The sequence below is a fragment of the Vibrio intestinalis genome, from assembly GCF_025195085.2.
In the GTDB taxonomy this organism is placed as follows: Bacteria; Pseudomonadota; Gammaproteobacteria; order Enterobacterales; family Vibrionaceae; genus Vibrio; species Vibrio intestinalis.
On record NZ_JANAVY020000002.1, the window covers coordinates 22,008 to 46,631 of the forward strand.

23 protein-coding genes are annotated in these 24,624 nt (G+C 44.5%); 17 read left to right on the plus strand and 6 right to left on the minus strand.

From position 1 onward, the window contains the following. The first annotated feature begins 54 nt into the window (after positions 1–54). From MU515_RS04615 to MU515_RS04625, 3 genes are all read left to right on the plus strand, one after another. On the plus strand, positions 55–540 hold the full coding sequence (locus MU515_RS04615) for a DUF3015 domain-containing protein (protein WP_260259202.1): 486 nt from the start codon (positions 55–57) through the stop codon (positions 538–540). A gap of 125 nt (positions 541–665) precedes the next feature. Beyond that, positions 666–2,516 carry an Lnb N-terminal periplasmic domain-containing protein gene (locus tag MU515_RS04620; RefSeq protein WP_260259203.1) on the plus strand — a complete coding sequence of 617 codons (1,851 nt, stop codon included), beginning with the start codon at positions 666–668 and terminating at the stop codon, positions 2,514–2,516. Positions 2,517–2,599: 83 nt separating this feature from the next. Further along, positions 2,600–4,963: a DNA polymerase II gene (locus MU515_RS04625; RefSeq protein WP_260259204.1), complete on the plus strand. Its 2,364-nt coding sequence runs from the start codon at positions 2,600–2,602 to the stop codon at positions 4,961–4,963. Here MU515_RS04625 and MU515_RS04630 read toward each other — a convergent pair. Next, positions 4,949–7,006, minus strand: a complete 2,058-nt coding sequence (locus MU515_RS04630; RefSeq protein WP_260259205.1) for an EAL domain-containing protein — start codon at positions 7,004–7,006, stop codon at positions 4,949–4,951. The two genes, MU515_RS04625 and MU515_RS04630, sit on opposite strands and share 15 nt — an antisense overlap. Before the next feature lie 190 nt (positions 7,007–7,196). Continuing rightward, complete coding sequence (locus tag MU515_RS04635) at positions 7,197–7,964, minus strand: nucleotidyltransferase domain-containing protein (protein WP_260259206.1); 768 nt, start codon at positions 7,962–7,964, stop codon at positions 7,197–7,199. A 189-nt stretch (positions 7,965–8,153) separates the two neighbouring features. Between MU515_RS04635 and yeiP the strand changes: the two genes are divergently transcribed. Then, positions 8,154–8,720, plus strand: a complete 567-nt coding sequence (gene yeiP, locus MU515_RS04640) for an elongation factor P-like protein YeiP (protein ID WP_260259207.1) — start codon at positions 8,154–8,156, stop codon at positions 8,718–8,720. Then, positions 8,720–9,040: an HI1450 family dsDNA-mimic protein gene (locus MU515_RS04645; RefSeq protein ID WP_260259208.1), complete on the plus strand. Its 321-nt coding sequence runs from the start codon at positions 8,720–8,722 to the stop codon at positions 9,038–9,040. The genes yeiP and MU515_RS04645 overlap by 1 nt, the downstream gene beginning before the upstream one ends. Before the next feature lie 176 nt (positions 9,041–9,216). Here the strand turns inward: MU515_RS04645 and ihfA are convergent, their stop codons facing one another. Together ihfA and MU515_RS04655 are read right to left on the minus strand one after the other, a co-directional pair. Beyond that, positions 9,217–9,510 carry an integration host factor subunit alpha gene (gene ihfA, locus MU515_RS04650; protein ID WP_260259209.1) on the minus strand — a complete coding sequence of 98 codons (294 nt, stop codon included), beginning with the start codon at positions 9,508–9,510 and terminating at the stop codon, positions 9,217–9,219. 346 nt (positions 9,511–9,856) lie between these two features. Next, the gene (locus MU515_RS04655) at positions 9,857–11,980 is read right to left on the minus strand and encodes a diguanylate cyclase domain-containing protein (RefSeq protein WP_260259210.1); all 2,124 of its coding nucleotides are present in this window, start codon (positions 11,978–11,980) and stop codon (positions 9,857–9,859) included. Positions 11,981–12,387: 407 nt separating this feature from the next. On the opposite strand from MU515_RS04655, the gene MU515_RS04660 reads away from it, so the two are divergent. The 6 genes from MU515_RS04660 (at position 12,388) to MU515_RS04685 (ending at position 17,284) form a co-directional block, all read left to right on the plus strand. Continuing rightward, complete coding sequence (locus tag MU515_RS04660) at positions 12,388–14,880, plus strand: response regulator (RefSeq protein ID WP_260259211.1); 2,493 nt, start codon at positions 12,388–12,390, stop codon at positions 14,878–14,880. A 152-nt stretch (positions 14,881–15,032) separates the two neighbouring features. Then, entirely contained in the window at positions 15,033–15,284 is a 252-nt protein-coding gene (locus tag MU515_RS04665) for a regulatory protein GemA (RefSeq protein ID WP_260259212.1), read from the plus strand. Between the two features lie 84 nt (positions 15,285–15,368). After that, the gene (locus MU515_RS04670; protein ID WP_260259213.1) at positions 15,369–15,899 is read left to right on the plus strand and encodes a septation protein A; all 531 of its coding nucleotides are present in this window, start codon (positions 15,369–15,371) and stop codon (positions 15,897–15,899) included. Positions 15,900–16,045: 146 nt separating this feature from the next. Further along, positions 16,046–16,441 carry an acyl-CoA thioester hydrolase YciA gene (gene yciA, locus MU515_RS04675; RefSeq protein WP_260259214.1) on the plus strand — a complete coding sequence of 132 codons (396 nt, stop codon included), beginning with the start codon at positions 16,046–16,048 and terminating at the stop codon, positions 16,439–16,441. 157 nt (positions 16,442–16,598) lie between these two features. Continuing rightward, entirely contained in the window at positions 16,599–16,895 is a 297-nt protein-coding gene (locus MU515_RS04680; RefSeq protein WP_260259215.1) for a YciI family protein, read from the plus strand. Continuing rightward, a complete protein-coding gene (locus MU515_RS04685; protein WP_260259216.1) occupies positions 16,895–17,284 on the plus strand; it encodes a GspS/AspS pilotin family protein in 390 nt (129 codons plus the stop codon). The genes MU515_RS04680 and MU515_RS04685 overlap by 1 nt, the downstream gene beginning before the upstream one ends. A gap of 53 nt (positions 17,285–17,337) precedes the next feature. Here MU515_RS04685 and MU515_RS04690 read toward each other — a convergent pair whose 3' ends face one another. Then, positions 17,338–18,624: an outer membrane protein transport protein gene (locus MU515_RS04690; RefSeq protein WP_260259217.1), complete on the minus strand. Its 1,287-nt coding sequence runs from the start codon at positions 18,622–18,624 to the stop codon at positions 17,338–17,340. Positions 18,625–19,182: 558 nt separating this feature from the next. On the opposite strand from MU515_RS04690, the gene MU515_RS04695 reads away from it, so the two are divergent. Continuing rightward, on the plus strand, positions 19,183–19,404 hold the full coding sequence (locus MU515_RS04695; RefSeq protein WP_260259218.1) for a hypothetical protein: 222 nt from the start codon (positions 19,183–19,185) through the stop codon (positions 19,402–19,404). A 20-nt stretch (positions 19,405–19,424) separates the two neighbouring features. Here MU515_RS04695 and MU515_RS04700 read toward each other — a convergent pair whose 3' ends face one another. Beyond that, positions 19,425–19,673 (minus strand): DUF1289 domain-containing protein, encoded by a 249-nt coding sequence (locus MU515_RS04700; protein WP_260259219.1) that lies wholly within the window; start codon positions 19,671–19,673, stop codon positions 19,425–19,427. Positions 19,674–19,815: 142 nt separating this feature from the next. Here MU515_RS04700 and MU515_RS04705 point away from each other — a divergent pair, with 142 nt between their 5' ends. From MU515_RS04705 to MU515_RS04725, 5 genes are all read left to right on the plus strand, one after another. Continuing rightward, on the plus strand, positions 19,816–20,265 hold the full coding sequence (locus tag MU515_RS04705) for an META domain-containing protein (RefSeq protein ID WP_260259220.1): 450 nt from the start codon (positions 19,816–19,818) through the stop codon (positions 20,263–20,265). Between the two features lie 204 nt (positions 20,266–20,469). Beyond that, positions 20,470–21,615, plus strand: a complete 1,146-nt coding sequence (locus MU515_RS04710; protein WP_260259221.1) for an ABC transporter substrate-binding protein — start codon at positions 20,470–20,472, stop codon at positions 21,613–21,615. Between the two features lie 32 nt (positions 21,616–21,647). Continuing rightward, entirely contained in the window at positions 21,648–23,348 is a 1,701-nt protein-coding gene (locus MU515_RS04715) for an ABC transporter permease (RefSeq protein WP_260259222.1), read from the plus strand. Further along, the gene (locus tag MU515_RS04720) at positions 23,314–23,961 is read left to right on the plus strand and encodes an ATP-binding cassette domain-containing protein (protein WP_260259223.1); all 648 of its coding nucleotides are present in this window, start codon (positions 23,314–23,316) and stop codon (positions 23,959–23,961) included. The genes MU515_RS04715 and MU515_RS04720 overlap by 35 nt, the downstream gene beginning before the upstream one ends. Beyond that, the gene (locus MU515_RS04725) at positions 23,954–24,562 is read left to right on the plus strand and encodes a CDP-alcohol phosphatidyltransferase family protein (RefSeq protein WP_260259224.1); all 609 of its coding nucleotides are present in this window, start codon (positions 23,954–23,956) and stop codon (positions 24,560–24,562) included. Before MU515_RS04720 ends, MU515_RS04725 begins: the two co-directional genes overlap by 8 nt. The last annotated feature ends 62 nt before the right edge of the window (positions 24,563–24,624 follow it).

Consider the following 24,624-nt stretch of genomic DNA (forward strand, 5'->3'; position numbering starts at 1 on the left):
AATTATAAATACCAGCGGGTTTACGCTGGTTTTAATATAAATTAAGGATATGTTATGAAAAAGCTTCTAGCGGTGGCTGCTCTAGCTGCAACTCTTCCAATGTCAAACATTGCTCTAGCTGACCAAGACATCGGTTGTGGTCTAGGTACTATGGTTTTTGATGGTAAATCAGGCAAAGTATTTAAAGTACTAGGCGCTACTACTAACGGTACTTCTGGTAACCAAACTTTCGGTATCACTTTTGGTACTCTTGGCTGTGACGGTAACGGTACTATCACTTCTTCTGAAAAACTTGCAATGTTCATCGACGGCAACATCGATAACCTAGCTCGCGACATCGCAAAAGGCGAAGGCGAAACTCTTGCGACTCTATCTGAAGTTTGGGGCGTACAAGAAGCAGACAAAGCAGCATTCAACGCACTAGCTCAAGAAAACTTCGCTGAAGTATTCAAGTCTGAGAATGTAACTTCTGAAGAAGTTTTCGCAAACCTAAACAACCTAGTTGCAGCTGACGCTACTCTAGCTGGTTACGCGATCTAATTGAATTTCTGTTCAATTAAGAAAGTGCCCTTTTTAGGGCACTTTTTTCATTCTGCTCTAGCGTCAATAGGCAACGGCTTTTAGTTAAAGCCCTTGCCTATTCACACTGATACTCACGGAATTGAATGAACTATTCTGCTCTCTCTAAAGCCCTGCTTCTTGGTTGTGGCTGGACGCTATCTTCACTAGCTCAAGCGACTTCGCTTGATGTGGAACAGCTTTCCCAAAACAACTATTGGCTAAAGCTTGGTCACTATCTTCCGGCGACTCTTTCTAGTTATAAAAGTACCGTTGATAGCGAAGCCTTCTTCCTTGCTGAAAAAGGCAAAACATCTCCTCAAGCAGAACTTCAAGCCACCATCGATACGTTATATCAAGCCGATGAACAACTGGCTCAAACGGCGCGGTGCGAGTTCCCCGCTCGTTACACTTGGCTAGAATCCAAACAAGACCGAGTTGCCCAGTTGAACTGTGAAGAGCTCGATACATGGCGTGAAGTACTTGACCCAGAGGGAATGACACTGGTTTTTCCAACCGCATTCATGAACAACCCTTCGTCGATGTTTGGCCATTCGCTACTTAGAATCGATGCTAAAGATCAAACTCGCCACAAAGAGTTAGTGGCGTTTGCGATTAACTTTGCTGCTGAGCCAGAAACCCAAGACAACGCTGCACTCTATGCCATCAAAGGTTTGGTTGGCAGTTATCCCGGTCGTTTCACCGTTATGCCCTACTACCGTAAAGTACGCGAGTATAACGATATTGAATCAAGAGACATTTGGGAGTACAAACTCAAACTTAACGAGCAAGAAGTTGAGCGCGTACTACTTCATCTATGGGAAATGCAAAAAGCCGAATTCGACTACTATTTCTTGGATGAAAACTGTTCGTACCAATTGTTAGGGCTACTTGAACTCGCCCGCGAAGATATCCAGTTGGTAGACCAATTCCCGATGCATGCTATTCCGTCAGATACCGTTGAAGCGCTAAGCAAGGCCGGTCTTATCGAGCCACCGAAATATCGCGAGTCATTCGGTACGCGCTTGTTACACCAAGCGAATGAGATTGACCAAAACCTATTTGATGCAGCAGTGGCAGCAAAACAAGGCGAGTTCCCATCACCAGAGCAATACAGTGAGGAGCAGCGCGCTGCTATTTTGGAATTTGCCTACGAGTGGCTTAACTTTGAGCTTTATGACCTAGGATTAGAGCGCGACCCCACAGCCAAAAGGCTGACCGAACTGCTCTACCAACGCAGTAGAATTAAAGTCGACTCACCTTTTTCACCAGTGCCTCAGCCTGAAGTTTCTCCAGAGCAAGGCCATGCCTCAGCGCGTGCCGGTTTGAGTTATCAATACAGCGATAACTACCAAGACAAAGCAACATTAGAATGGCGAATTGCCTACCATGATCTGCTCGACTCGCAGCAAGGCTTTATTCCAGGAGCGAAGATTAGTTTCCTTGATACTCAAATCAGCGTGGATGAAGAAGGGACGAGTCGTTTTGACCGCCTCTACCTCATTGATGCAATGGCACTAGCACCGAGTAATCGCGTCTTTGATAGCCTTGCATGGAATGCTCGCGTGGGTTACGACCGTATGCCAAACGAAGGTAAACTCGCAAGCCGCTGGTTTGGACAAGGTGGCTATGGCAAAGCGTGGGGTGACGCGCAGTCCCTCCATTTTTATGGCTTACTCTCGGCAGAAGTGAGCAGTGGTGACCTCACGGATTACCAAGCGACATTTGGCGCAGGTGTTGAAGCCGGTGTGGTGATGCAAGTTGGCGATAACCATCGCTTAGGGCTAGAAGGCCAATACCTTGCCTTAGCGGACTCTGACGCCGACCAAAACGCGAAAGCCACTGCCAGTTGGCATTGGAGTTTGAGCCGCAATGTCGCGCTTAGAAGCCAAGTTAGCTATCTACATTGGGGGGAAGAAGAAGTGTCCGCCAAATTCACTGGCTATATTTACTTTTAACCCCTTGCTAGAATAATAGAGCGGATGTGATATCCGCTCTTTTTCTTTTTGGCTTCGCCTCTTATTTCTTCAAGGACTTTTCGTTGACCATTCAGCAAGGCTTTTTACTCACTCGCCAAGCCCGCGATGTTTCTGGCAAAACCCAAATTGAACTTTGGCTTACCACTGACAATGGGCCAACTCAGTTACTGATCAACGAAGAGAAGCCCGTATTTTTCATTGCCCAAGAACAACAGCAAAACGCTGAGAACATTGCCAAACAGCATTCAATAGCGACAGAATTTAAAACCTTACCGCTGCGCCACTTTGATCAAACGCCGCTCACCGCTTGTTACACCAACACAATCCGCCAATCTCAGCAGCTGGCAGAGCGATTGTTACAACACGATATTGTCAGCTACGAAAACGATATTCGCCTTGCTGATCGCTATTTAATGGAGCGTTTTATTCAGGGTGGCGTTGAGTTTACCGGCCAACACCAAACAATGCCCCGCTATCAACGCGTTCATCAAAGTCAGTGCCGAAAGTCCGACTACACACCAACACTTAATGTGGTATCACTTGATATTGAATGTTCTGAAAAAGGCATTCTCTACTCCATTGGCCTTGATAGCCCAATGGATAGCCGCGTCATTTTGGTTGGCGAAGAGCAACCTTGTGAGACTAAAGTTGAGTGGGTAGCCAACGAGGCACAACTATTACGAGCAATGATGGCTTGGTTTGAGCAATATGACCCAGATGTCATCATTGGCTGGAACGTCATCGACTTCGACTTTCGTTTACTGCACAAGCGCGCTGAGTTTCATCAGATAAAACTCATTCTTGGTAGAGGCCAACAAGCGAGCTTTTTTAGAACCTCAAACACCACCCAGCAAGCCTTTATCTCCATTCCTGGCCGAGTGGTAATGGATGGTATTGATACACTGAAAACCGCGACTTATCACTTTCGTAGTTGGTCACTCGAGGCGGTTTCTCAAGAATTACTCGGCGAAGGAAAACAGATTCACAATGTGCATGACCGAATGGATGAAATTAATCATATGTTCCGTCACGACAAACCTTCGTTGGCAAAGTACAACCTGCAAGATTGCGTATTGGTAAACAAAATCTTCGCCCACACGCACCTGATTGAGTTTGCCATTGAGCGCTCTAAGTTGACTGGTGTCGAGCTTGATCGCATTGGAGGCTCTGTCGCTGCATTTACCAACTTATATTTACCTCGCTTGCATCGCGCTGGTTATATTGCGCCTAACTTGCATCCAGAAAACTGGCTTGCTAGTCCAGGCGGCTATGTGATGGATTCTATTCCAAACCTTTATGATTCAGTGTTAGTGCTCGATTTCAAAAGCCTTTACCCCTCTATCATTCGCTCATTTCTTATCGACCCAATGGGGTTAATTGAAGGACTAAAACTCGAACTTGGTCAAGGCGAAAACCAAGCAGTGGCGGGCTTTCGCGGCGGGCAATTTCATCGAAGCAAACACTTCTTACCTGAGATGATTGAAAAACTATGGGCAGCGCGTGATGTCGCGAAAAAGAACAATGAAAAGGCCTTTTCTCAGGCGATAAAGATCATCATGAACTCTTTTTACGGCGTACTGGGTTCATCAGGCTGCCGATTTTTTGATACCCGTTTAGCCTCAAGTATCACTATGCGCGGGCATGAGATCATGAAACAAACTAAGCGGCTGATTGAGCAAAAAGGCTATCAGGTTATCTATGGCGATACGGACTCCACTTTTGTATCGCTAAATGGAAGCTATGACCAAGCGCAAGCTGATGAGATCGGTCATGCTTTGGTTAAAGATATCAACCAATGGTGGACGGCCCACCTGCGCGAAGAATATAACCTCACCTCCATTCTCGAACTAGAATACGAAACCCATTACAAAAAATTCTTGATGCCAACCATTCGCGGGCAAGAAACAGGCTCGAAGAAACGCTATGCGGGCTTAATTGGTGATGGAGAATCAGAGAGGCTGATCTTCAAAGGATTAGAAAGCGCACGCACAGATTGGACGCCGCTAGCGCAAGCTTTCCAACAAAAATTGTATCGCATGGTATTTCATGGCGAAAATCCTAGCCAATACGTGCGTGACTTTGTCGAAAGCACCCTTGCGGGCAAATTTGATGACCAATTGGTGTATCAAAAACGCCTAAGACGCAAATTGCACGACTACCAAAAAAACGTGCCGCCACAGGTTCGCGCGGCACGTTTGGCGGATGAGATTAATAGCCAGCTAGGTAGACCTTTGCAGTATCAAAACAAAGGTCGAATTGAATACCTGATCACCATAAATGGGCCGGAGCCTAAAGAGTACCTAAAGAGTACCATCGACTATCAACACTACATTGATAAACAACTAAAACCGGTTGCTGAGGCGATCCTTCCTTTTGTCGGGATCGACTTCAAAACACTCAGCGAACCCCAGTTAGGTTTGTTCTAACGATTCATGCCGATTCTTACGTTGGGTAACGTAATGACGCAATTGCGCGAGTGGAATCGACTTACTGAAGTACCAGCCTTGAATCGATAAATGGTTTCTCAGCGGTATACGCTCTAACTGAGTTTCCGTTTCAACCCCTTCGACAACCACGGCCAAATTAAGGTCTTGCGCGACACTAATCAGGCCATTGAACACTTTCTGCCCTTTGGTGTTTTCGATAGTATGAATAAAACTGCGATCGATTTTTATCGCATCAACATCAAACATGGTCAGATAACTAAGCGACGAGAAACCCGAGCCAAAGTCATCAATATAAATCTTGGCGCCAACTTTGTGCAGCGCGTTCAAAGACTTGGTCACTCGTTCTTTATCTTTAAGCAGGGATTCTTCGGTAATCTCAACGTGGACGTACTCTCCTACTCGGCTAATGTAAGCTGCCAGTTGCCGCATTAAGTCTTCGTCTAACAACGTCTCTGGGGTCAAGTTAACACTCGTCGGTACAGCCCATCCCTCTGCCATCGCGATTTTAATATCATGCACCACTTGCACCACGGCCCAGCGATCAATGTCTTTCATTAAGCCTGCTTGCTCAAACCAAGGTAAGAACGCTCCTGGGTATTCGATTTTCCCTTCTGCATCTACGGAGCGAATCAAAGCTTCACAGCCAACGACTTGGCCTGTGACGCGGCATATCTGCGGCTGGTACTCCATACAAAACTCTTTGTCACTAAAGCTATGTAATTTTTGCTCTAAGGTCTGCTGTTTATGGTTTTCATTCACTATCTTTGTGACACGATCATCGCTCAAGGTGAGCGCTTCCTCGTGACGACGAGAGTAAGTAGTATCGAGCGATGAGAATAAGATAGTTTTGTCACTTGTTGTACGATTCAACGACAACACAAACGGTGCATACACCAGTAATGACACACCGATATTGACTAGCTGTAAAAAGCTGGCATTAACATCGCCTTGTGTCACAATCCAAGCGTTAACAAATACTGGGCTGCTAAATGGCATCCCTGTTACTGGCGCGGCAACCCAGCCCATGCTTATCGCTAAATACGCCACTATGGTATTTGCGACGGGTGCGAGAGCAAATGGAATAAACAGCCGTGGGTTGAAAATAATCGGCAAACCGAACAGCAGAACTTCATTAATGTTGAGTAAGCCAAGCGGTAAGCTCGCCATTGCGATTAACCGGTATGCGCGGTTATTACTAAACAGCAGCAGCGCAAAGCTTAAACCTAGTGTTGCACCTGCGCCGCCCAAAAAGGTAAACACCGCCATAAACGAGTGGTTAACGAAACTGGTCGTAACACCTGTCGCCAGAACTTCTTGGTTGGCGACTTCGACTGCCCCTTGAAGAATGTCGACCCATGGCAATAATGCGTAATAGCCATGAATACCAAAAAACCATAAACATGAGTTGACCATCGCAAACAACACACCGAACTCGAGCGGTGAATCACTGTAGCTAATCGTAAACAAGTTAAGAATGTTGCTCGCTTCAATCAGGAAGATAATTGAGGCGTTAATTGATAGCACTAACACACCCACTATCAATGTAGGTAAGATGAGATTGATGGATTCTTTAACAATTCGCCCAAGATGGTTGTTGGTAACAAACTTCATCCAGCGAATCTTATATAGATAAGCGATCAAAGGAACAGCGTAGAGCGGCGTCACCATTGAGATGATGAGCTCGAAAACAACTGTGCTACCTGTAAAACTGAATAATTGATTAAAAAGGGCTAGGTAGACAATTGAAACGAGAGCGATCGGCGGTCTGGGCAATCGCCATCGCATGGCTAAAATAAATGCGAGTGCAGCAGTCAGTAAGATTGGGAACAAGTCATTGACAAAGTAGTACAGCTCGAACAACACCTTAACCCAAGGCTCATCCCTTCCTAGAACGAACTCCCCGATAGAGGCGACAAACAAGATCAATGACAAGATCATTAAACAAGGCAAAATCCATAACAGCCCTTCTCGAATCGCTTGCAGTTGAGAAGTCATTGCTTGGTGGAGTTGTTTTACGCTCATAAACGAAATAACCGCTTCTCCGTTTCAAACTAGAATATTAAAAAATTATTATAATCTTGATAATAAAACAAAAATTCTGACGCGGTTGTGAGGCAGGTCAATTTCAGTACAGATTTAACGAATGGCATTTTATATTGATAAAAAGCACAAATCGAAGCTATTAATTCGTGCTATAAGCAAATAGTCCGAATTAACCGATTCTAAACTCAGTTTTTTTGTATAGTTTGACCAGCCAGAGGCCATATGAATCAATGATACCAAGCACTGATCGCTTAGCAATTAACCGCCCTGAGAGCAAAATGGCCAATCTCTCGATTTCTACTTGTTTATCTGGGTGATAGCGCAGAAACTGCTTGCCACATTCAATAGGATCATCAAACCAATTACGGTCTCTCGGCATGACTACGCCATAACTTGCTCGCAACAGTTTTTTTGCAATTTGAACTTGAGCGACAACTTGCTCCGTGTCATCTTTTGCTTGGGCAATGCGCTTACGATAAACCGCAAGCCAATCTTCCAGATCCATATTCCATTGCTTGGCAATCTCCCAACTTGGTTCATAATCACCAAAACACTCAGAAAGGTCTTCACCATATACACATACGGCGCAGTGTCGAAGTTGGAAACCCCAAGAAAAAATACTGTCGAGTGAGGCGACATCACTGAGCAAACCGGTTTTGAAGTTGACGTCTTTAATATGAGGATAAGATTTTTGAAAACGCCAGCGCACGGTATTGAACACCGTTGTGCGGGTGTCGCTAAAATCACGCTCTGTTACCACGATAATATCTAGGTTAGAGCGATGAGGCTTAGCCCTTTTGCGCGCCACACTGCCATAAACATACACACTGTGAAGATTTTTACCCACACCGCTGCGTAAAAAGCTAACCAATTCTTTAATGGCGGCTTGATACTCAGGTTGTAATGGCTGTTTAGGATCTATTGGCGATAAAATCATTGAAACGAATAAACAAATTGCTAGAAGTCATTAACTAGTATGTTCGCTTACTCAGGTTTATCAATCAAGATAAACCGTGCAATTGCAAAGCTGTGTTTTTCATTCGACCAACGAAATGTGAACGTAGCATCTACACTTGGGTTAGGTATATAATGCCGCCCTTACAACCTATATGAAGGAAATCTGTTCATGCCTAAGGCAAGTGAGCTTAAAAAAGGTTTTGCGATTGAATCAAATGGCAAAACATTGCTAATTAAAGATATCGAAGTAACCACACCAGGCGGTCGTGGCGGCGCTAAAATTTACAAGCTTCGCTGTACTGACCTCAACACAGGTGCACGTTCTGACGAGCGTTTTAAGTCTGATGACGTAGTTGAGACGGTTGACATGTTCAAACGTGCTGTCTCTTTCTCTTACGTTGATGGCGATGAGTACATCTTCATGGATAACGAAGACTACACTCAGTTCACTTTCAAGAAAGCGGATATCGAAGACGAGCTACTTTTCATCACTGAAGAGATCAAAGGTGTTTACGTTGTACTTATCAACGGCAACGCAGTGGCTATCGAACTACCAGCAACGGTTGAGCTTGTAATCGAAGAAACTGACCCGTCAATTAAAGGAGCTTCAGCTTCTGCTCGTACTAAACCTGCACGTTTCGCAACAGGCCTAACAGTTCAAGTTCCTGAGTACATCGCGACGGGTGATCGTATCATCGTCAACACAACTGAACGTAAATACATGAGCCGTGCCTAATGTCTGATTTGATTTCATACGACGACGTTATCGATACCGCATACGACATCTTTCTTGAGATGGCACCAGATAACCTTGAAGCCGCTGATGTGATTTTATTCACCGCTCAGTTTGAAGATCGTGGCGCAGCTGAGCTTGTAGAAACTGGCGAAGACTGGGTTGAGCACGTTGGCTTTGAAGTCGACAAAGAAACATACGCCGAAGTTCGTATTGGTCTTGTGAATGAAGATAATGATGTGCTGGATGACGTGTTCGCACGACTACTCGTGAGTCGCGACCCTGATCATAAGTTCTGTCACATTCTCTGGAAACGAGACTAAAGGCGAGAGTTATCTCTCGTTGCAGATAAAAAAATACCCAAGCCAATGCTTGGGTATTTTTTTACTCTATTTCACCAATACTTGGTTATTAGGCTTAGCTTGATCAAGGAGCCTTGCCTACTAACTCAGCAGCAGCTGAATACAGCTACTACTCAAATCCTTGTGATATCGTGTTATTAAGCTTTCTTAATATTCTCAACACGAGCTTTCAATTTTTGACCCGGGCGAAACGTAACAACACGGCGCGCGCTAATTGGAATGTCTTCACCCGTTTTAGGGTTGCGTCCAGGACGCTCATTCTTTTCACGTAGGTCAAAATTACCAAATCCTGAAAGCTTCACTTGTTCGCCACTTTCCAGTGCCTTGCGAATCTCTTCAAAAAATGCCTCAACCGTCTCCTTGGCATCTCGTTTACTATATCCAAGCTTTTCAAATAGGTTCTCAGCCAATTCGGCTTTTGTGAGCGCCATAGAATTTTCCTCAAAAGCTGTGTTAAACATCACTGTCAGAAGACAGCGCCAAAGCATTTCGCCTCGTCAATCAATGACATATCGATATTACTTGGAAAGTGTATGCCAAGCTCATGATTTTCGCCAACTTTTTTCTAACTTGTTTTTACTTTATTCATAAAAAACAATCAGATAGTTTTGCTAAAATCCGCCAAATCATAGAGTTAAATCCAGTAACGCGCGCGCTAATCAGCACGATATATCGCACATCAATAAAATGTACGGATTATTCACTTAATTAGTCACGTATTATTTTTTTACATAGTTAGACTAAATGCATATAAATCAGTTGGTTATACTAACTTTATTACATGCTTCCTGTTACGCAAAACACACCATCACAGCGTCTTTGTTTTGCAGCATGCATGGTGGTTTCTAAATGAGACAGCTGTTGCTCATACGGTACACCGCTTGAATCTGAGGTGAAGAAAGTAATGCCAATGGTACTGGTAAGCACAGGTTTCTCTCCGTCACCATACATCATGGTGAAGTACTGCTTAATCGTAGTACGAATTTGGTGACCAATTTTCAGCGCCTGTTGTTTATCCAACTGAGCGCCTAATACTAAAAACTGGTCACTATGAGTACGGAATAGCTGTAGATCGCTAGTAATACTGTCTTTGAGTAAGCGCGTACACTCTACGAGCGCTTCATCACCGGCCTGACGGCCATGTTCCGCGTTAAACCGTTTGAAACCATCAAGAGCCACCAGCAGTGCGCAATCCGGCGCAGGTTCGCAGCTTTCACCCAACCATTGCAACAAGCCGTAATGATTCTTCAACCCCGTTAAATGGTCGGTGTGATAAATTTGCTCTAGGTATTGATTCTGGTTTTCTAGTTCAATGGTTTGCTTGTCATGGCTAATAGCAACCGCCAAATAGCTCGCAACCTGCTCAACAAGCTGCTCATGCGCTTGGTTATACTCATAACCTCGATTCTTTTGCACTGTCATTACACCCAAAAGCTCATCATGGAATATGACAGGCGTGGTGATCACCGACGCAAGAGACTGTTCTTCCTCGTTATGATGCAGCCAAATATCTTCATCATGGCATTGCGTATCGAGATATTGATTTACTTCCGCTCGGCTGGAGGTGTCTAAACGTACCGTTTTACGATTGAGCGCGCTATACACACCTATGCGACACACACTTTCGCAGCTCACGGTGAACGGGTCATAAAACTTGCCCTCTTCCACCATGTAGCGATATTCCAACTCGTTTTTCGCCTTATCATAAAATGATAAACCAAACGCCGAGATAGGAAGCACTTGGTTGATCGCATTGAAAATCTTGAGGAAATCTTGTTCTGACTCGCGTGACGAAGAGATCAGTTGTCCTAGTTCACTCAGCCCCGCTAACCTGTCTTGCACCAATAGAGATTGCTTGTAGCGGTTCTCGCTTTCGGCGTAACGCACCACTTTGTTGATGTACTCAACTTCATTCTTTTTACGTGTCACCAACTCTTGGTCAAGCAGTGATTGAATCAAACGTAAATACTTGTTCTCTTGCGCTAAATCACCCACTTGATGGCAACTATCCGACATGACGCGATAGAGTTTCAACAAGCTGTGCGAATGAGATTGCAGCATCGGGCTCATGAAAATCTGGCGACAAAACGAAATCGCATTGGCGTATTGCCCAGATTGATATAGGAAGTTGGCGTATGCTTCAAAGAACTCGATTTGGAAAAAAGCATCACCAATTTTTTTGATGTAGCCAAAAGCGGTTTGGTAGGCGGCTTGAGTCGCGGCGGTATCACCTAATGTCTCTTGCCACTGAGCTTGATAGAGCTTCACATAAGCGTGAGAGTGATCCAGTCCATATTGCTCGGTGAATTGCTGCGCACGTTGTAATATCTCTTCCGCTTCGGTGTGCATACCCTGTTTTGCATAAGCTAAACCTGCGTTCACCATGGCTAACGCATACGTCTCTTGGTTGTCGGACTCCTGCCCTACCGAGACGGCTTTCAAGCTGTGGGCTAACGCTTTATCCCACTCTGATAATTGCAGGTAAATGTCACCTAGATTCACATTTAAAAACAGAACCAACTTAGCATCAGAGTCACTTAAGTTTTTCTCTGCCAAGGTGAAGTAATGCTGTGAAAGGAAGGTTTGCCCTAAGCGTGAATAGATGGTGGCGAGATAAATACACACATACGGGTACAAGACAAATTCGTCTGGTTTTTCGATCGCACCAAGCAAGACTTCATATTGCTCGATAGCAGTTTTGTAGTCACCTTGACGATAACTTAGCGTAGCTTCGAGAAACTGGTCAAATACCGGGCTTAGCTCTTCCGCGGTTTCTTCAACAATTTGAGTGATTTTTTGCTGCGCTTGCTGCACTGCGACAACATTACGATTGCCATGCAGCCCTGTTAACACTTCAAGTGCTTGAGTGCTGGCTTTTGAATAATAGGATTGCGAATTCATCTTTATTAACCAAACAACATACCTTAATAGATAGTATCACAATCCTTGCCATAGGGACTTCGAGAACGTGCACATTCTCCGATGCAAACCGATTTAGGAACAATTTTATTTCGTAGACTGATTTGATTTGGCTGCAAAAAACCAAGTCACTTAGCACAAATCATGTCGGTTTAAACGCGAAATAGCCCTCAGCTGCGCTATGCACCTATTTACAAATCGTATGGTTTATTAGATAACTTACGCTAAGCGATCGCCCTAAATCGCAGTTAAAACAATAATAGACATAGTTGGCGTAATGAAAGTTGTATCTCAATGCTCAGGCTTGGCGCTGAGCAGTTTTAATATTTATCAGGCGAGGTTGATTCCAATCGCATCTCCGAGGCCACTATCGGCCTACGAGGTGGGTTATGATTGAATCATTTTTGCACCCCATCTTCTTACTGTTGTCTGCCGTTTGCTTGGTGGTTCTCGGCTGGGCAATCTATTTTCTTCACTCCATCAAAATCTCGCGCGGGATCTACGAAAAAACCATCAGCATTCCCTATGTATGCTATACATTTTCTATCCTAGCCTGGGTATTGAGTAACGCTTTTTTCTACTCCCCGCTGTTGGTTGAAGTCAACGAATCCTTGATTCTCAATATGGCACTGTTTGCCAACCTTGCCTCTTATTGCGCGTTTTCATTTGCCTTTCTCGTCACCAATAAATTAATACGCGATATAGACAAGCCTGTACCTCAAGCCATTCAAAGCGTTGTATTCATCACCTTAACCATACTTGCGCTGTATTGGAACTCAGACGTCGGCCCAACGGTCATAGGTGTCACCATTCAAAGTATTGGTAACTTCCACCTGCATTTAGGCGAACAAGCCATTTGGTTCTTCTTATCTATCGTCGCCTTACTTGGTATGTCACTAAGAAATGTTTTACTCTATTCACGCAAAGCTAGGCCACTTCAGCACATCAAATCGCTCTATATGTTATTTGGCATTGGTGTTTTCATGGTCTCGACCATAGTGGTCAACGGCATTGTTCCACTAATATGGCAAAACTTCTCTTTAACTTGGCTACCGCCAACCCTCTCGATTACAGAAATGCTGCTCATGGGCTATGCCCTATTAACTTCGAGGTTTTATAGCAATCGTCATATTCTCTATTCTGTGCTTTCGGTGCTTTTTACCAGTATTGCCATTGCGGTTCCGCTTAGCTTAGTGATCAATTCCGTCTCAACTTTTGATTTCTCCGCCATTATCTTTGCCAGTTGTTTAATATCTGGCCTTGCTTGGCGCAAGTTGCTACGTAAAACAGGTAAATACACCAGCCGATTGGTGTACGGCAATACGAAAGCGCCGCATCAGACTATTCGCGCATTAAGTAACGAATTTCAGCGATCGACATCCGCAGCCATCAGTAAGATTGCCGATACCTTAGACATCTCCGAGCACGACCTGCAGCTGATCTCCAATCTAAATGATGAGAAGGTTTATACCTCTCAGCTGTTTAACCAAAACAGCGTATTAATCTTTGAAGAGATTGAAGAAATCGTTCTAACCGAATCAAACAGTAACCCTGTACTTGAGCACCTGTACCAAAAGATGAAGGATGAAAATGTCGCCTTAGTACTGCCGATATTCGATTACCAAGACAACATGACCCACCTATTGCTGGCGCGTAAAAAGCGTAATGGCCACCTCTACTACTGTGAAGAAGTATTGGCATTGCAAAAAGTGCTTAAAACAGCCCAAGGCTATATCAACGCCGATAGAAAAGTTCGTCAATCGCAGGCCCTTGCGAACTCCATCGCCCATGAGATGCGTAACCCACTTGCGCAGGTTCAGCTGCAATTTGAATCGGTAAGTCAGAAGATTCAACAGGGCGCGAGCAGTGATGAACTAGAACTTGAAGTGGCCAAAGGGAAAATGGCGATTGAACGTGGCCGCCAGCTAATCGATATTATTTTACGAGAAGTGAACGACGCAGCACTAGAACAAGAGCCGTCTGTTGAAACCTCAATGAAGCAGTCGATACACCAAGCTATCGAGCGTTATGCGTTTTCCTCCAACGAGATTCGTCAGCGAGTCAGTTTGGTCACCGTTCACGACTTCCGCGCGAAGATAAACGATACCTTGTTTAGCTTTGTTATTTTCAACCTACTGCGCAACGCAATTTACTACTTCGACTCTTACCCTGACAGTAAGATTGAAATTCGTACTATGGCAGGAAAGTATGAGAATTACGTCATCTTCCGCGATACCGGCCCCGGCATTCCAGAAAAACTGATCAACCGCGTGTTTGACGATTTCTTCTCTCACAACAAAAGCGGCGGCAGTGGCCTAGGACTTGGCTATTGTAAGCGAGTGATGAAATCATTCGGCGGCTCTATCCAGTGCTATTCAAAAGAAGGCGAATTTACCGAGTTCCACTTAACCTTCCCCGTGGGTACGCTGTCGACGTCTCATCGCCATAACATAGAAGAAGCCTCCCCAACACTTACACCGTCCATTGCGAGTACTGAGCCTCATGCTGAGCGTATCTATCACACCATCTTAGTGGTCGATGACAAAGAGGTTCAACGTGAACTGGTCAAACTCTATTTAAATCAACTCGGCTATGATGTGATATTGGCTAACAATGGCAAAGTGGCGGTTGAAATCATCCAAAACAACGCCATCGACTTGGTTTTCATGGATATTCAAATGCCTATCATGAATGGGTTTGAAGCGGCACGAATTATCCGCGAGGACTATCCGCAAATCCCGATTTATGCGCTCTCTGGCGAATCCGGCGAACCGGAAGTAGCAAAAATAAAACAGCTGATGGATGGCCGTTTAGTAAAACCTACGACTAAGCTCGCTCTTAAAGAGACGCTGCAAAAGGCCTTAGATAGCACACCTGCGTAATATATTGCTGTCAGTATGATTGTCGTTTTGAGAATCATACTGAGGGCTTGTTTGTCTTCGCCCCTCTTTTCCTTACCCCGTCAAGACTTCGCAACTGGCACTGAATATGCTTACTAATGGATATCACTAGCCAGCAGTACGAGGTTACGGTTATGGAATTAGAAAGACAGACCTACTACCACCTAATCCATTTAGGCGTTAAAAGCTTACTGGTCGATAGAATGGGCCATTTCAATGAAGATGAGTATCATCAAACTTTGAATGTGATGACGGGAAAATCCAGCTGCTTTTCCATGTCTGACGATGAACTGATTGGTACTGTGGACAACTTGAGAGATGAAGGTTATCTCGAAGAGGTGAAGAGTATGATCCCGAAACTCACTCGTTCCACATCGATAAGTTGAAGGCTAAGCGGTTAGATTAACGCCTTTGTATTGCGTAGGGAATTGGTTAGACTGAAGGTAATTAAGCCCCTAAAGACAGACATCATGAAACAACTGCTCGATTTTCTTCCTCTCATTGTTTTCTTTGCGCTATACAAACTTCAAAACATATACGTCGCCACCGGTGCGCTTATCGTCGCCACCGCGATTCAAATTGCCGTTACGTATCTTGTGTATAAGAAAGTAGAGAAGATGCAGCTAATTACCTTTGTCATGGTCGCTATCTTTGGTGGTATGACGATATTTCTCCACGACGATAACTTCATTAAATGGAAGGTCACTATCGTCTACGCGGTGTTCGCAATTGGCCTCGCTGTCAGCCATTTAATGGGAAGATCAGCGATAAAAGGTATGCTTAGCAAAGAACTCACGTTGCCTGATTCCGTTTGGGCAAAGGTGACATGGGCGTGGGTGCTGTTCTTCTCTTTCTGTGCAGCGCTCAACGTCTATGTGGCATTTGAGCTGCCTCTTGATGTTTGGGTTAATTTCAAAGTGTTTGGACTACTCGCAGCAACCTTTGGTTTTACTCTGCTTACCGGTATCTACATCTACAAACAAACGCCAAACGAGAAATAGCAATAAAACGATTAATTCAAGCAGATGATTTTTGCTTCATCTTGAGTATAATTCGTCATCAAGCGGCCAAGAGGTCGCTTTTTCTTTCTATATCAAACCCTGCAGTTCATCCCATGAACTGACATCATTAAGTTGTGGATGTCTAAATGAGCCAAGAAATTTCTTCTCCTCGCGGCCAATTGCTGCTTCGTACGCTCGCTATGCCTGCGGATACCAACGCTAACGGCGATATCTTTGGCGGCTGGATCATGTCTCAGCTCGATCTCGCTGGCGGGATCCTGGCCAAAGAGATTTCTGGTGGTCGTATTGTTACGGTTTCTGTCTCCGATATCACCTTTAAAAAACCAGTAAAGGTCGGTGATGTTGTGTGCTGCTACGGTGAATGCACACGTATTGGCCGCACATCAATGAGCATTGAATTGGAAGTCTGGGTAAAACCTGTAAAAGAGCACGGCCTTGAAGACCGCTTTATGGTTTGCCATGCGACCTTCAACTATGTCGCGATCGACAGTGACGGCAAACCTAGAGCTATAAATACGTAGAGAAATCGAAAGCTAGGGTCATCGACTTTTATTGCTCTGTCACTCTACTAACGCGCTGACAATACGGGGAATATTTCACATTTTGCTGGTTTGCACTCAAAAACCGACGCAAGCTAAGGTAGAGTGTTAGCCTAAGCCCACTTATAAGGACAAACAGATGTGGTACGTAATCTTTTCTCAAGACGTGGAAAACTCGTTAGAAAAACGCATGAGCGTGCGCCCTGCTCACCTTGCACGCCTGCAAGAATTACAAGATGAAGGTCGATTGCTAACTGCTGGCCCAATGCCTGCAATTGATACTGAAAACCCTGCTGAAGCAGGCTTTACGGGCTCAACAGTCATCGCTCAATTTGACAGTTTAGAACAAGCTCAAGCATGGGCTGACGCCGATCCGTATGTCGATGCCGGTGTTTATCAATCTGTGATTGTAAAACCATTTAAAAAAGTATTCTGATGAGAAAAAACATACTACTCGCTGCGCTGATCGCGGCAACTGCCGTGGGTTGCGCTTCTAACTCTGATGAGCAAAAGCAATTAGAGTTGTTGGCCAATAACCGCGCCAGTATCTTAGCCGCAGAACTGCCAATTGAAGCAGGCCCGCTCTCAATTATGCGCGCGAATGCTAAAGGCTCTACCATTGAGATAATGATGGTGTATAACGAAGAGCAGAAAGGGGCAAAAAGCCTAAATCAAGTTTTGTCAGCCAGTAAGCACTACTACTGCACCAACGAAGATACCAAGCAAAACCTTGCAGCAGGCTTAAGCTATCGCATTAAGATGAGAAACAGTCGCGGCCAATTGACCGCTGATGAATTCATCAGTGAAGCAAGTTGCTCTAAGTAACTTCAAAGCTAAAAAAACCTCGCAATCGCGAGGTTTTTATTACCGACTCTAAATTAGAATGTGCGGCTGTATTGCAGGCCAACAAGAATGGCGTTGGCGCGAGTTGTCGCAGTAATCTCTGAAACTAACATTCCATCAAGTTCCAGACTTTCGTGTACATCCACATCCTTACCCATTAAGTAAGTGAAGCCAAAATCGATATTAGACTTAGCATTGATGTGGTAAGTAAAGCCCGCAGAAAACCATTGACGGTCTGAGTCTGGCACAGAAACAGAGGTTAACTCGTCTTGAGCACTTGTGTCGTACATATAACCTACACGTAGTGTCCAGTCATTGTTCAGGTAATAAGTACCGCCAATCGCATAGTGCATACCATCTTGCCATTTGTACTCATTCAGTACGCCAGACTTTTCAGCTTCTAAATCTTCAAATATCGACCAACCAATGTATTGAACGCTGTAGTGAACCGCAAACTTGCTGTTTTCAATACGGTGGTAACCAGAGAATTCCATCATGTGTGGTAGTGATAGGTATAGAGTATCTTCAACCTTGCCTAGGCCTGAAAGAAGATACTCAACATCACCTTCCGCTTCGATCTCCGGTGAATAACGGTATGAGAATCCAAATCGATTATTTGCATCTAATTCATACACGGTTCCAAGGTTAAAACCTAATGCCCATCCATCTGCAGATGCTGATGCACCAGTCTCTCCACCATAAATCATAATCCCATCGTTTAGCGTTCGTTCTAACTCACCTTTACCGTAAATAAGATCAAGACCGGCACCAAAGCTCCATTGTTGATTTAAGCGGTATGAACCAGACAGACCGATGTTCATGCTCATCACATCCGTCGTGCCGCCGTATTCTGACGCCGCAAAGCTAGAATCAAACTCTGTGCTTGTACCAAAATTCGAATAGATGTTCGCACCTACCGCAAATTGATCATCAATTGGAACGATTAGGTGTAGGTTTGGAGCAACGGAAGTACCACCCGCATTATCATAATTAGACTCTTCAGTTACGTACTGAGGACCACGATTTGGATTGGAAAGCTTAATTGAATCTAAATATGTATAAGTGGAATCCTTCACTTCGATATCAGTAATGATCGCTTCAAAACCTAGAGAAAGCGCTGTTTCATCAAACAATGCCATCGCTGCTGGGTTACGAGCCATTACAGACGCGTTGTCAGCGATAACGGCATCACCGGCAAATGCTCGACCAATACCTGTCGCAGATTGAGCGTTAAGTTGGAAACCTGCTGCGTTTGCTTGAGCAGAAATAAGTGCTGCACCGATAAGCAATGCAGAGCTAGAGAGCGTGAATTTTTTAGTCATTGTTATGCCTGTAAAACGTCAGTTTATGTGCCTAACCTTGGCACTTCGCCTTAATCCCTACGGCGTTTTGTTTGTCATTTTACAGAACTTTATTCCGCGGTAAATGTCTCACAACTTCAGTACTTTATAAAAACATCAATTAGAGTAATTGCTCTCGTTTAACGCAAAGGATCTAATGAACAGGTATGACCAGATAATTATTTTGTGCCAAATATCAAAATCATGCAGACATCTCGCAAGATAGCGCGTTCAAATGCGTAAAATCATGAGAACAATTATCATTAGAGCGATAATCCCGCCTCCACAATTTCCAATAGCAAATGTAGTAATAGCGCTAAGCAATAAAACGGTTTAATTTAACAAAGATGAATCTTTTATTGCACATTTGTGGCACGTAAAATCAGTTAAATGTATGGTTTAAAAAGGCATTAACGCAGCGATTATTTCAATATTACAGTCGAGCTAGGTTAAAAATCAGAAAAAAGTCTACTGTGGATTTGACGAAGATCTTTTCCAGTCCTAACTTTTGTAAAGGTCAACCAACACAGGACATCCGCTATGAAACGTGCTAGCAATTCGTACCGCCTTCAACTCATCAAAGAAGTTGCGACGAGGCAGCAACGACTGCAAAGCGGCGATCCTATGGCCAATCATATTCAAAAGCTAATTGACTCAGAGCCTGAGTGTGAAAAAAGCATTGAACGTAATCATCGTTTTTCCGGTTGTCACTTTGACGAAAATGCAGGGGGTTGGGTGAGCGATCAGTGGGGCTTAAAGTAGGCTCAAGGTTCAATTTAAGGTTAAAACAGATCTTGCTGAGGGCTTTGTGGCTCAGTGGGTGTGGCGTTGTCTTTTGATTTTGCTAACATTTTTCTTCTGTAGCGCTGGCGGCATAGCTTCATGACATGCAACTGTTCTGCAGGAGAGAAACTGAGCCAATTAAAGCGCTCTTCTCGTTTTCTCATGCATCCTTTGCAGTAGCCTTTATCGTCCACCGAGCAAACACCAACACATGGGTTAGGAATGGTAAAAAATTCTAGCTGCTGCATACCTTACCCCGTTTTATTTACATCTATTTTCTCTACAAAACACTACACAACTATGACCGAAAACTGACACGATACCAATTGCTTAGCCTATAATTAGCGCCACGACACTATGTCATCAAACACTTTTTTGGAGTTTATTACTATGAAGCTTAGCTCAAAAACACTGGTTGCTGCACTTACTCTGCCTGTTCTACTAACAGCATGTGCAAGCCAAGGTGATGAAGTTCAACAGATTACTGCTTCAGATCTACAACATCATCATTGGGAACTGGTCAGTATTGACGGCAATGAGCTTGCGTTAAGTGACGACGCTAAAGCACCAACGCTAGAAGTTGGCGAGAAGATGACAGCAAACGGCAACGCTGGCTGCAATAACTACTTTGGCTTAGCTGAACTTAAAGATATGAACCAGTTCCGTATCGATAAAATGGGCATGACAATGAAACTTTGCATGGGCCCGGCAAACGAAATCGAGCAAAAGTTCTCTACAACGCTATCTAGCTGGAGCGACATGACGCTGACGAACGACAGCCTAGTGCTAACTGGTGAAAAGCACACACTGACATTCAAATTGAGTGATTGGAAATACTAATCCATCATTTAATTGATTAGAACACAGCATAAAGCAGCCAATTTGGCTGCTTTTTTATTGCCAACGCACAAAACTCATACAATTAAATAACAATTATGCCAAATACATAAAAAATTTAAAATTTTTCCGTCATAATGAATAGAAAACTGAACGACACCGGTCTAGCAATACAGACATATAATTTAACAACGTCGAGGAATCATTATGACAAGGCTGTTGATACTCTTTTCTTCATTAATTACTTCATTTTCGCTGTTTGCCTCAGACACCAACTGGCAAGCCACTCAACAACAAGCTAAGGGCGAAACTGTCTACTTTCATGCTTGGGGCGGTAGCCAAGAAATTAATAACTACATTCGCTGGGCTGGCAATCAAGTTAAACAACAATACGGCGTCACACTCAAACACGTTAAAGTTACCGATATTGCTGAAACCACTACACGATTGATCGCAGAAAAAGCCGCAGGCAAAAACAGCGGTGGCAGTGTTGATATGGTTTGGATCAATGGCGAGAATTTTAAATCGATGAAGGACAACGATTTACTGTTTGGCCCTTTTGTTGAAGGCTTACCTAGTTGGCAATATGTCGACAAAACCCTTCCTGTCGACTCTGACTTCTCTGAACCAACATTAGGACTTGAAGCACCTTGGGGTGTGGGCCAACTGGTATTTATTCACGACACGCAAACCCTCAATAACCCTCCGGCTTCATTTGCCGAGCTGTTAAGCTATGCGCAAGCCTTTCCTAATCGTATCAGTTATCCAAAACCACCAGAGTTTCATGGTACTAGCTTCCTCAAAGCGTTACTCATTGAGTTAACGGCAAATAACACAGCTCTTAGCAAGCCTGTTGAGCAAGCTGACTTTACTGCCTTGACTGCCCCGCTTTGGCAATATCTTGACCAGTTCCACAAAGTAGCTTGGCGTCAAGGCAAACAGTTCCCAGCCAGTTCGACAGAAACCTTCCAGTTACTCGATGACGGTCAGCTGGATTTAGCGATTACATTTAACCCTAACGCGGTATTTTCTGCCCAAGTGAGCGGCAATTTAGCTGAAACAACCCAAACCTATGCAATGCAGGCAGGGGCATTGTCTAACATTCACTTCCTCGCTATCCCATGGAATGCCAATGCTTCAGCAGGTGCTCAAGTGGTGATTAACTTCCTATTAAGCCCAGAAGCGCAATCACGTAAAGGCGATTTGAACATTTGGGGTGACCCATCGGTACTTGATAACCAATATTTGACCGGTTCAGCGAAAAATACCAAGCTATTTTCATCTATCGCTGAGCCACACCCAAGCTGGCAACCAGCGCTAGAAAAAGCTTGGCTAGAGCGTTACGGCCAATAAATAGCCCATAAAGAAGAAGTATAGAGAGCCAGATGTTTAGAGCGAGCTATTTCATCCTTATTGTTGTATGTATTGTGCCAGTGGCCCCGGGGCTTATTGGCGTCTCGCTCTCTTCATTTGGTTATATCCCTCCGATTGGGTTAAATGATTTTTCCATTAAAGCGTATAGCTTAGTATTCAGTTGGTCAGGGGTAACACAATCGATTTTGCTTACCTTATTTAGCAGCATTGCCAGCACATACTTAGCTGCGCTTTTATGCTTTGCTATCATTCAGCAGCTTTGGTTTTCTCGCCATTGGCGTAAAGTAGAAACCCTACTCTCCCCGCTGTTGGCACTGCCACATGTCGCCTTCGCGATTGGCTTTGCCTTCTTGCTCGCTCCGACCGGAGTGTTCGCTCGTATTGCCCATGAAGTATTTAACCTAGTACCTAACAACCAAACCACAGCTTGGTTTGTAAATGATGCCTACGCAGTTGGACTGACTCTCGCATTGGCCATTAAAGAAGTGCCGTTTTTGCTTTTAATGAGCTTGCCGATACTGATGCAACTCAACCTTGAGAAGACGCATCACGTGGCCAGTGCCTTAGGTTATTCACCAGCGCAAATGTGGTTGAAGATTGTGCTACCTCAGTGGCTAAACAAAATGCGCTTCGCCTTATTTGCCGTTATCGCCTACGGCGCGGCAGTGGTCGATTTAAGCTTGATCCTTGGCCCAACCAACCCGCCTACCTTTGCGGTTTTGGTTTGGCAGTGGTTTAGTGACCCTGATTTAACTCTGCTACCTAGAGCATCTGCAGGGGCTATGGTGCTGTTTGCTATCGCCAGTGCGCTATTGCTGTTAGTGGTCGGCGTAGAAAAACTTGCTACTCAGCAGTTGAGCAAATGGCAATACTCTGGCCGCTACGGCTTCTCCTTACCTGGTAAGTCCTTTATTTCGTTTATCTCTGCGTTGGCTCTATTAATGTTACCGATTATGATGCTGTGGAGTTTTGCTCATCGTTGGCGTTTTCCTGATTTATTACCAAGTCGATACAGCCTGCGCTTTTGGCAGTTCGAATGGCAGAATATATGGCCAACAATCGAGCAGAGTTTATTGCTCGCGGTCGTTACTGCCTTTTTAGCTCTATTGATGGGGATCATCGCCCAAGAATATCGAGCGAAGCATCGCCTTGCTCTGCCCAACTACATCATTGCACTGCCGATGTTAGTGCCTCAACTCTCTTTATTGTTTGGGTTGCAAATTACCACGCTCTATTTAGACAGTGACCAATTTATGCTGTGGGTCATTTGGTCACACCTATTTTTTGCTTTTCCCTTTGTCTATCTGGCGCTTGATGGGCCATGGCGAAGCTACAATGACAATTTTACTAAAACCGCGCTAAGCCTTGGCAAAAAGCCTCTGTATACATTTGTTATGGTCAAAGGGCGTATCTTGCTGCCTGCGCTTCTTTACGCATGGGCCATCGGAGCGAGTGTCAGCCTCGCGCAATATTTACCGACACTGATACTCGGTGGAGGTCGGGTCGCCACTATCACTACCGAAGCGGTGGCACTGTCGAGTGGGTTTGATCGCCGAGTCACAGCGATTTACGCTCTGTGGCAAGCGATCCTACCGCTGATTTTCTTTATGATTTCAATGCTCATTAGCCATAAAGCTAGACTGCGAACCTATACACCAATTAAGGAAACGCTTGGTCATGACACTTTGTCTCAAAAACCTTTCCATCAATAAGCGATCTGAAGAGTCGCTCATTCGTAGCTTTACCCTTACAGTAGAGCCGGGAGACGTTGCCTGTGTAATGGGGCCAAGTGGTTGTGGAAAATCGACCCTACTTAACGTTATTGCTGGCCACTTAAACAAAGACTTCAACTACAGAGGTGAAGTTTGGTTGAACAACAAGAACATCACTAACGTGACACCCCATGAGCGAGGCGTCGGGGTACTATTTCAAGATGATTTGCTCTTTCCTCACCTCAACGTTTGGCAAAATCTCGCTTTTGCTCTGCCGAATGAGGTAAAAGGCAATCAAAGAAAGCAGTTAGCTCTTGAGAGCTTAAACAACGTGAATCTTGCTTCTCTTGCCAATGCATTCCCAGAACAGATCTCAGGTGGTCAGCGCGCGCGAATCAGTTTAATACGCATGTTACTGGCTAAACCTAAAGTCGCATTACTCGATGAACCGTTCAGTAAACTCGATCAATCACTACGTAAGCAGTTTCGTGATTGGGTATTTGAGCAGCTCACCCAAGCGAATATCCCCGCCCTATTAGTCACTCATGATCAAGCTGATGCGCCAACGAACAGTACTATTTACCTATGGCCAAAGGAGAGCCAACATGCTTGATAAGTTCAGTATCAAAGCCATTCGCTGGCCATTAACCCAAACCGCTACACTGCTTGATCGAATGGGCGTTACCGCGAACAGCACGACATTGTTTGGTTTTGCGATTGGTTGCTTGGCATTGCCCGCACTTATCTTTGAGCAATACTGGCTTGCGCTGATCTTTATCGTCAGCAATAGAATTTGCGATGGCCTTGATGGCGCGCTGGCAAGACGACAAGGCATAACAGATGCTGGAGGATTTTTAGATATCAGCCTCGATTTCTTGTTCTACTCTTTGATTCCGTTTGGTTTTGTTCTCGCCAATCCTGAAAGCAATGCCATTGCTGGCGCTTTTCTCATCTTCTCATTCATCGGTACTGGTTCGAGCTTTTTAGCCTTTGCGGTCATGGCAGGAAAAAGAGGAATAGAGAATCCGACCTATCAAAACAAATCACTCTATTATATGAGTGGCTTGACCGAAGGCACCGAGACCATCGCTTGTTTTATCTTGTTCTGTCTGTTCCCACAGCACTTTGCCATCATCGCTTACCTATTTGGTGCAGCATGTTGGTTTACCACTTTTACGCGAATTTACTCTGGGTTTCAAACGCTCAAACAGTGATCTAAATCACGGTCATTTGTAATGCGTGAAAGGGTCTGTCTTAAGTTTCATTTGATATTAAA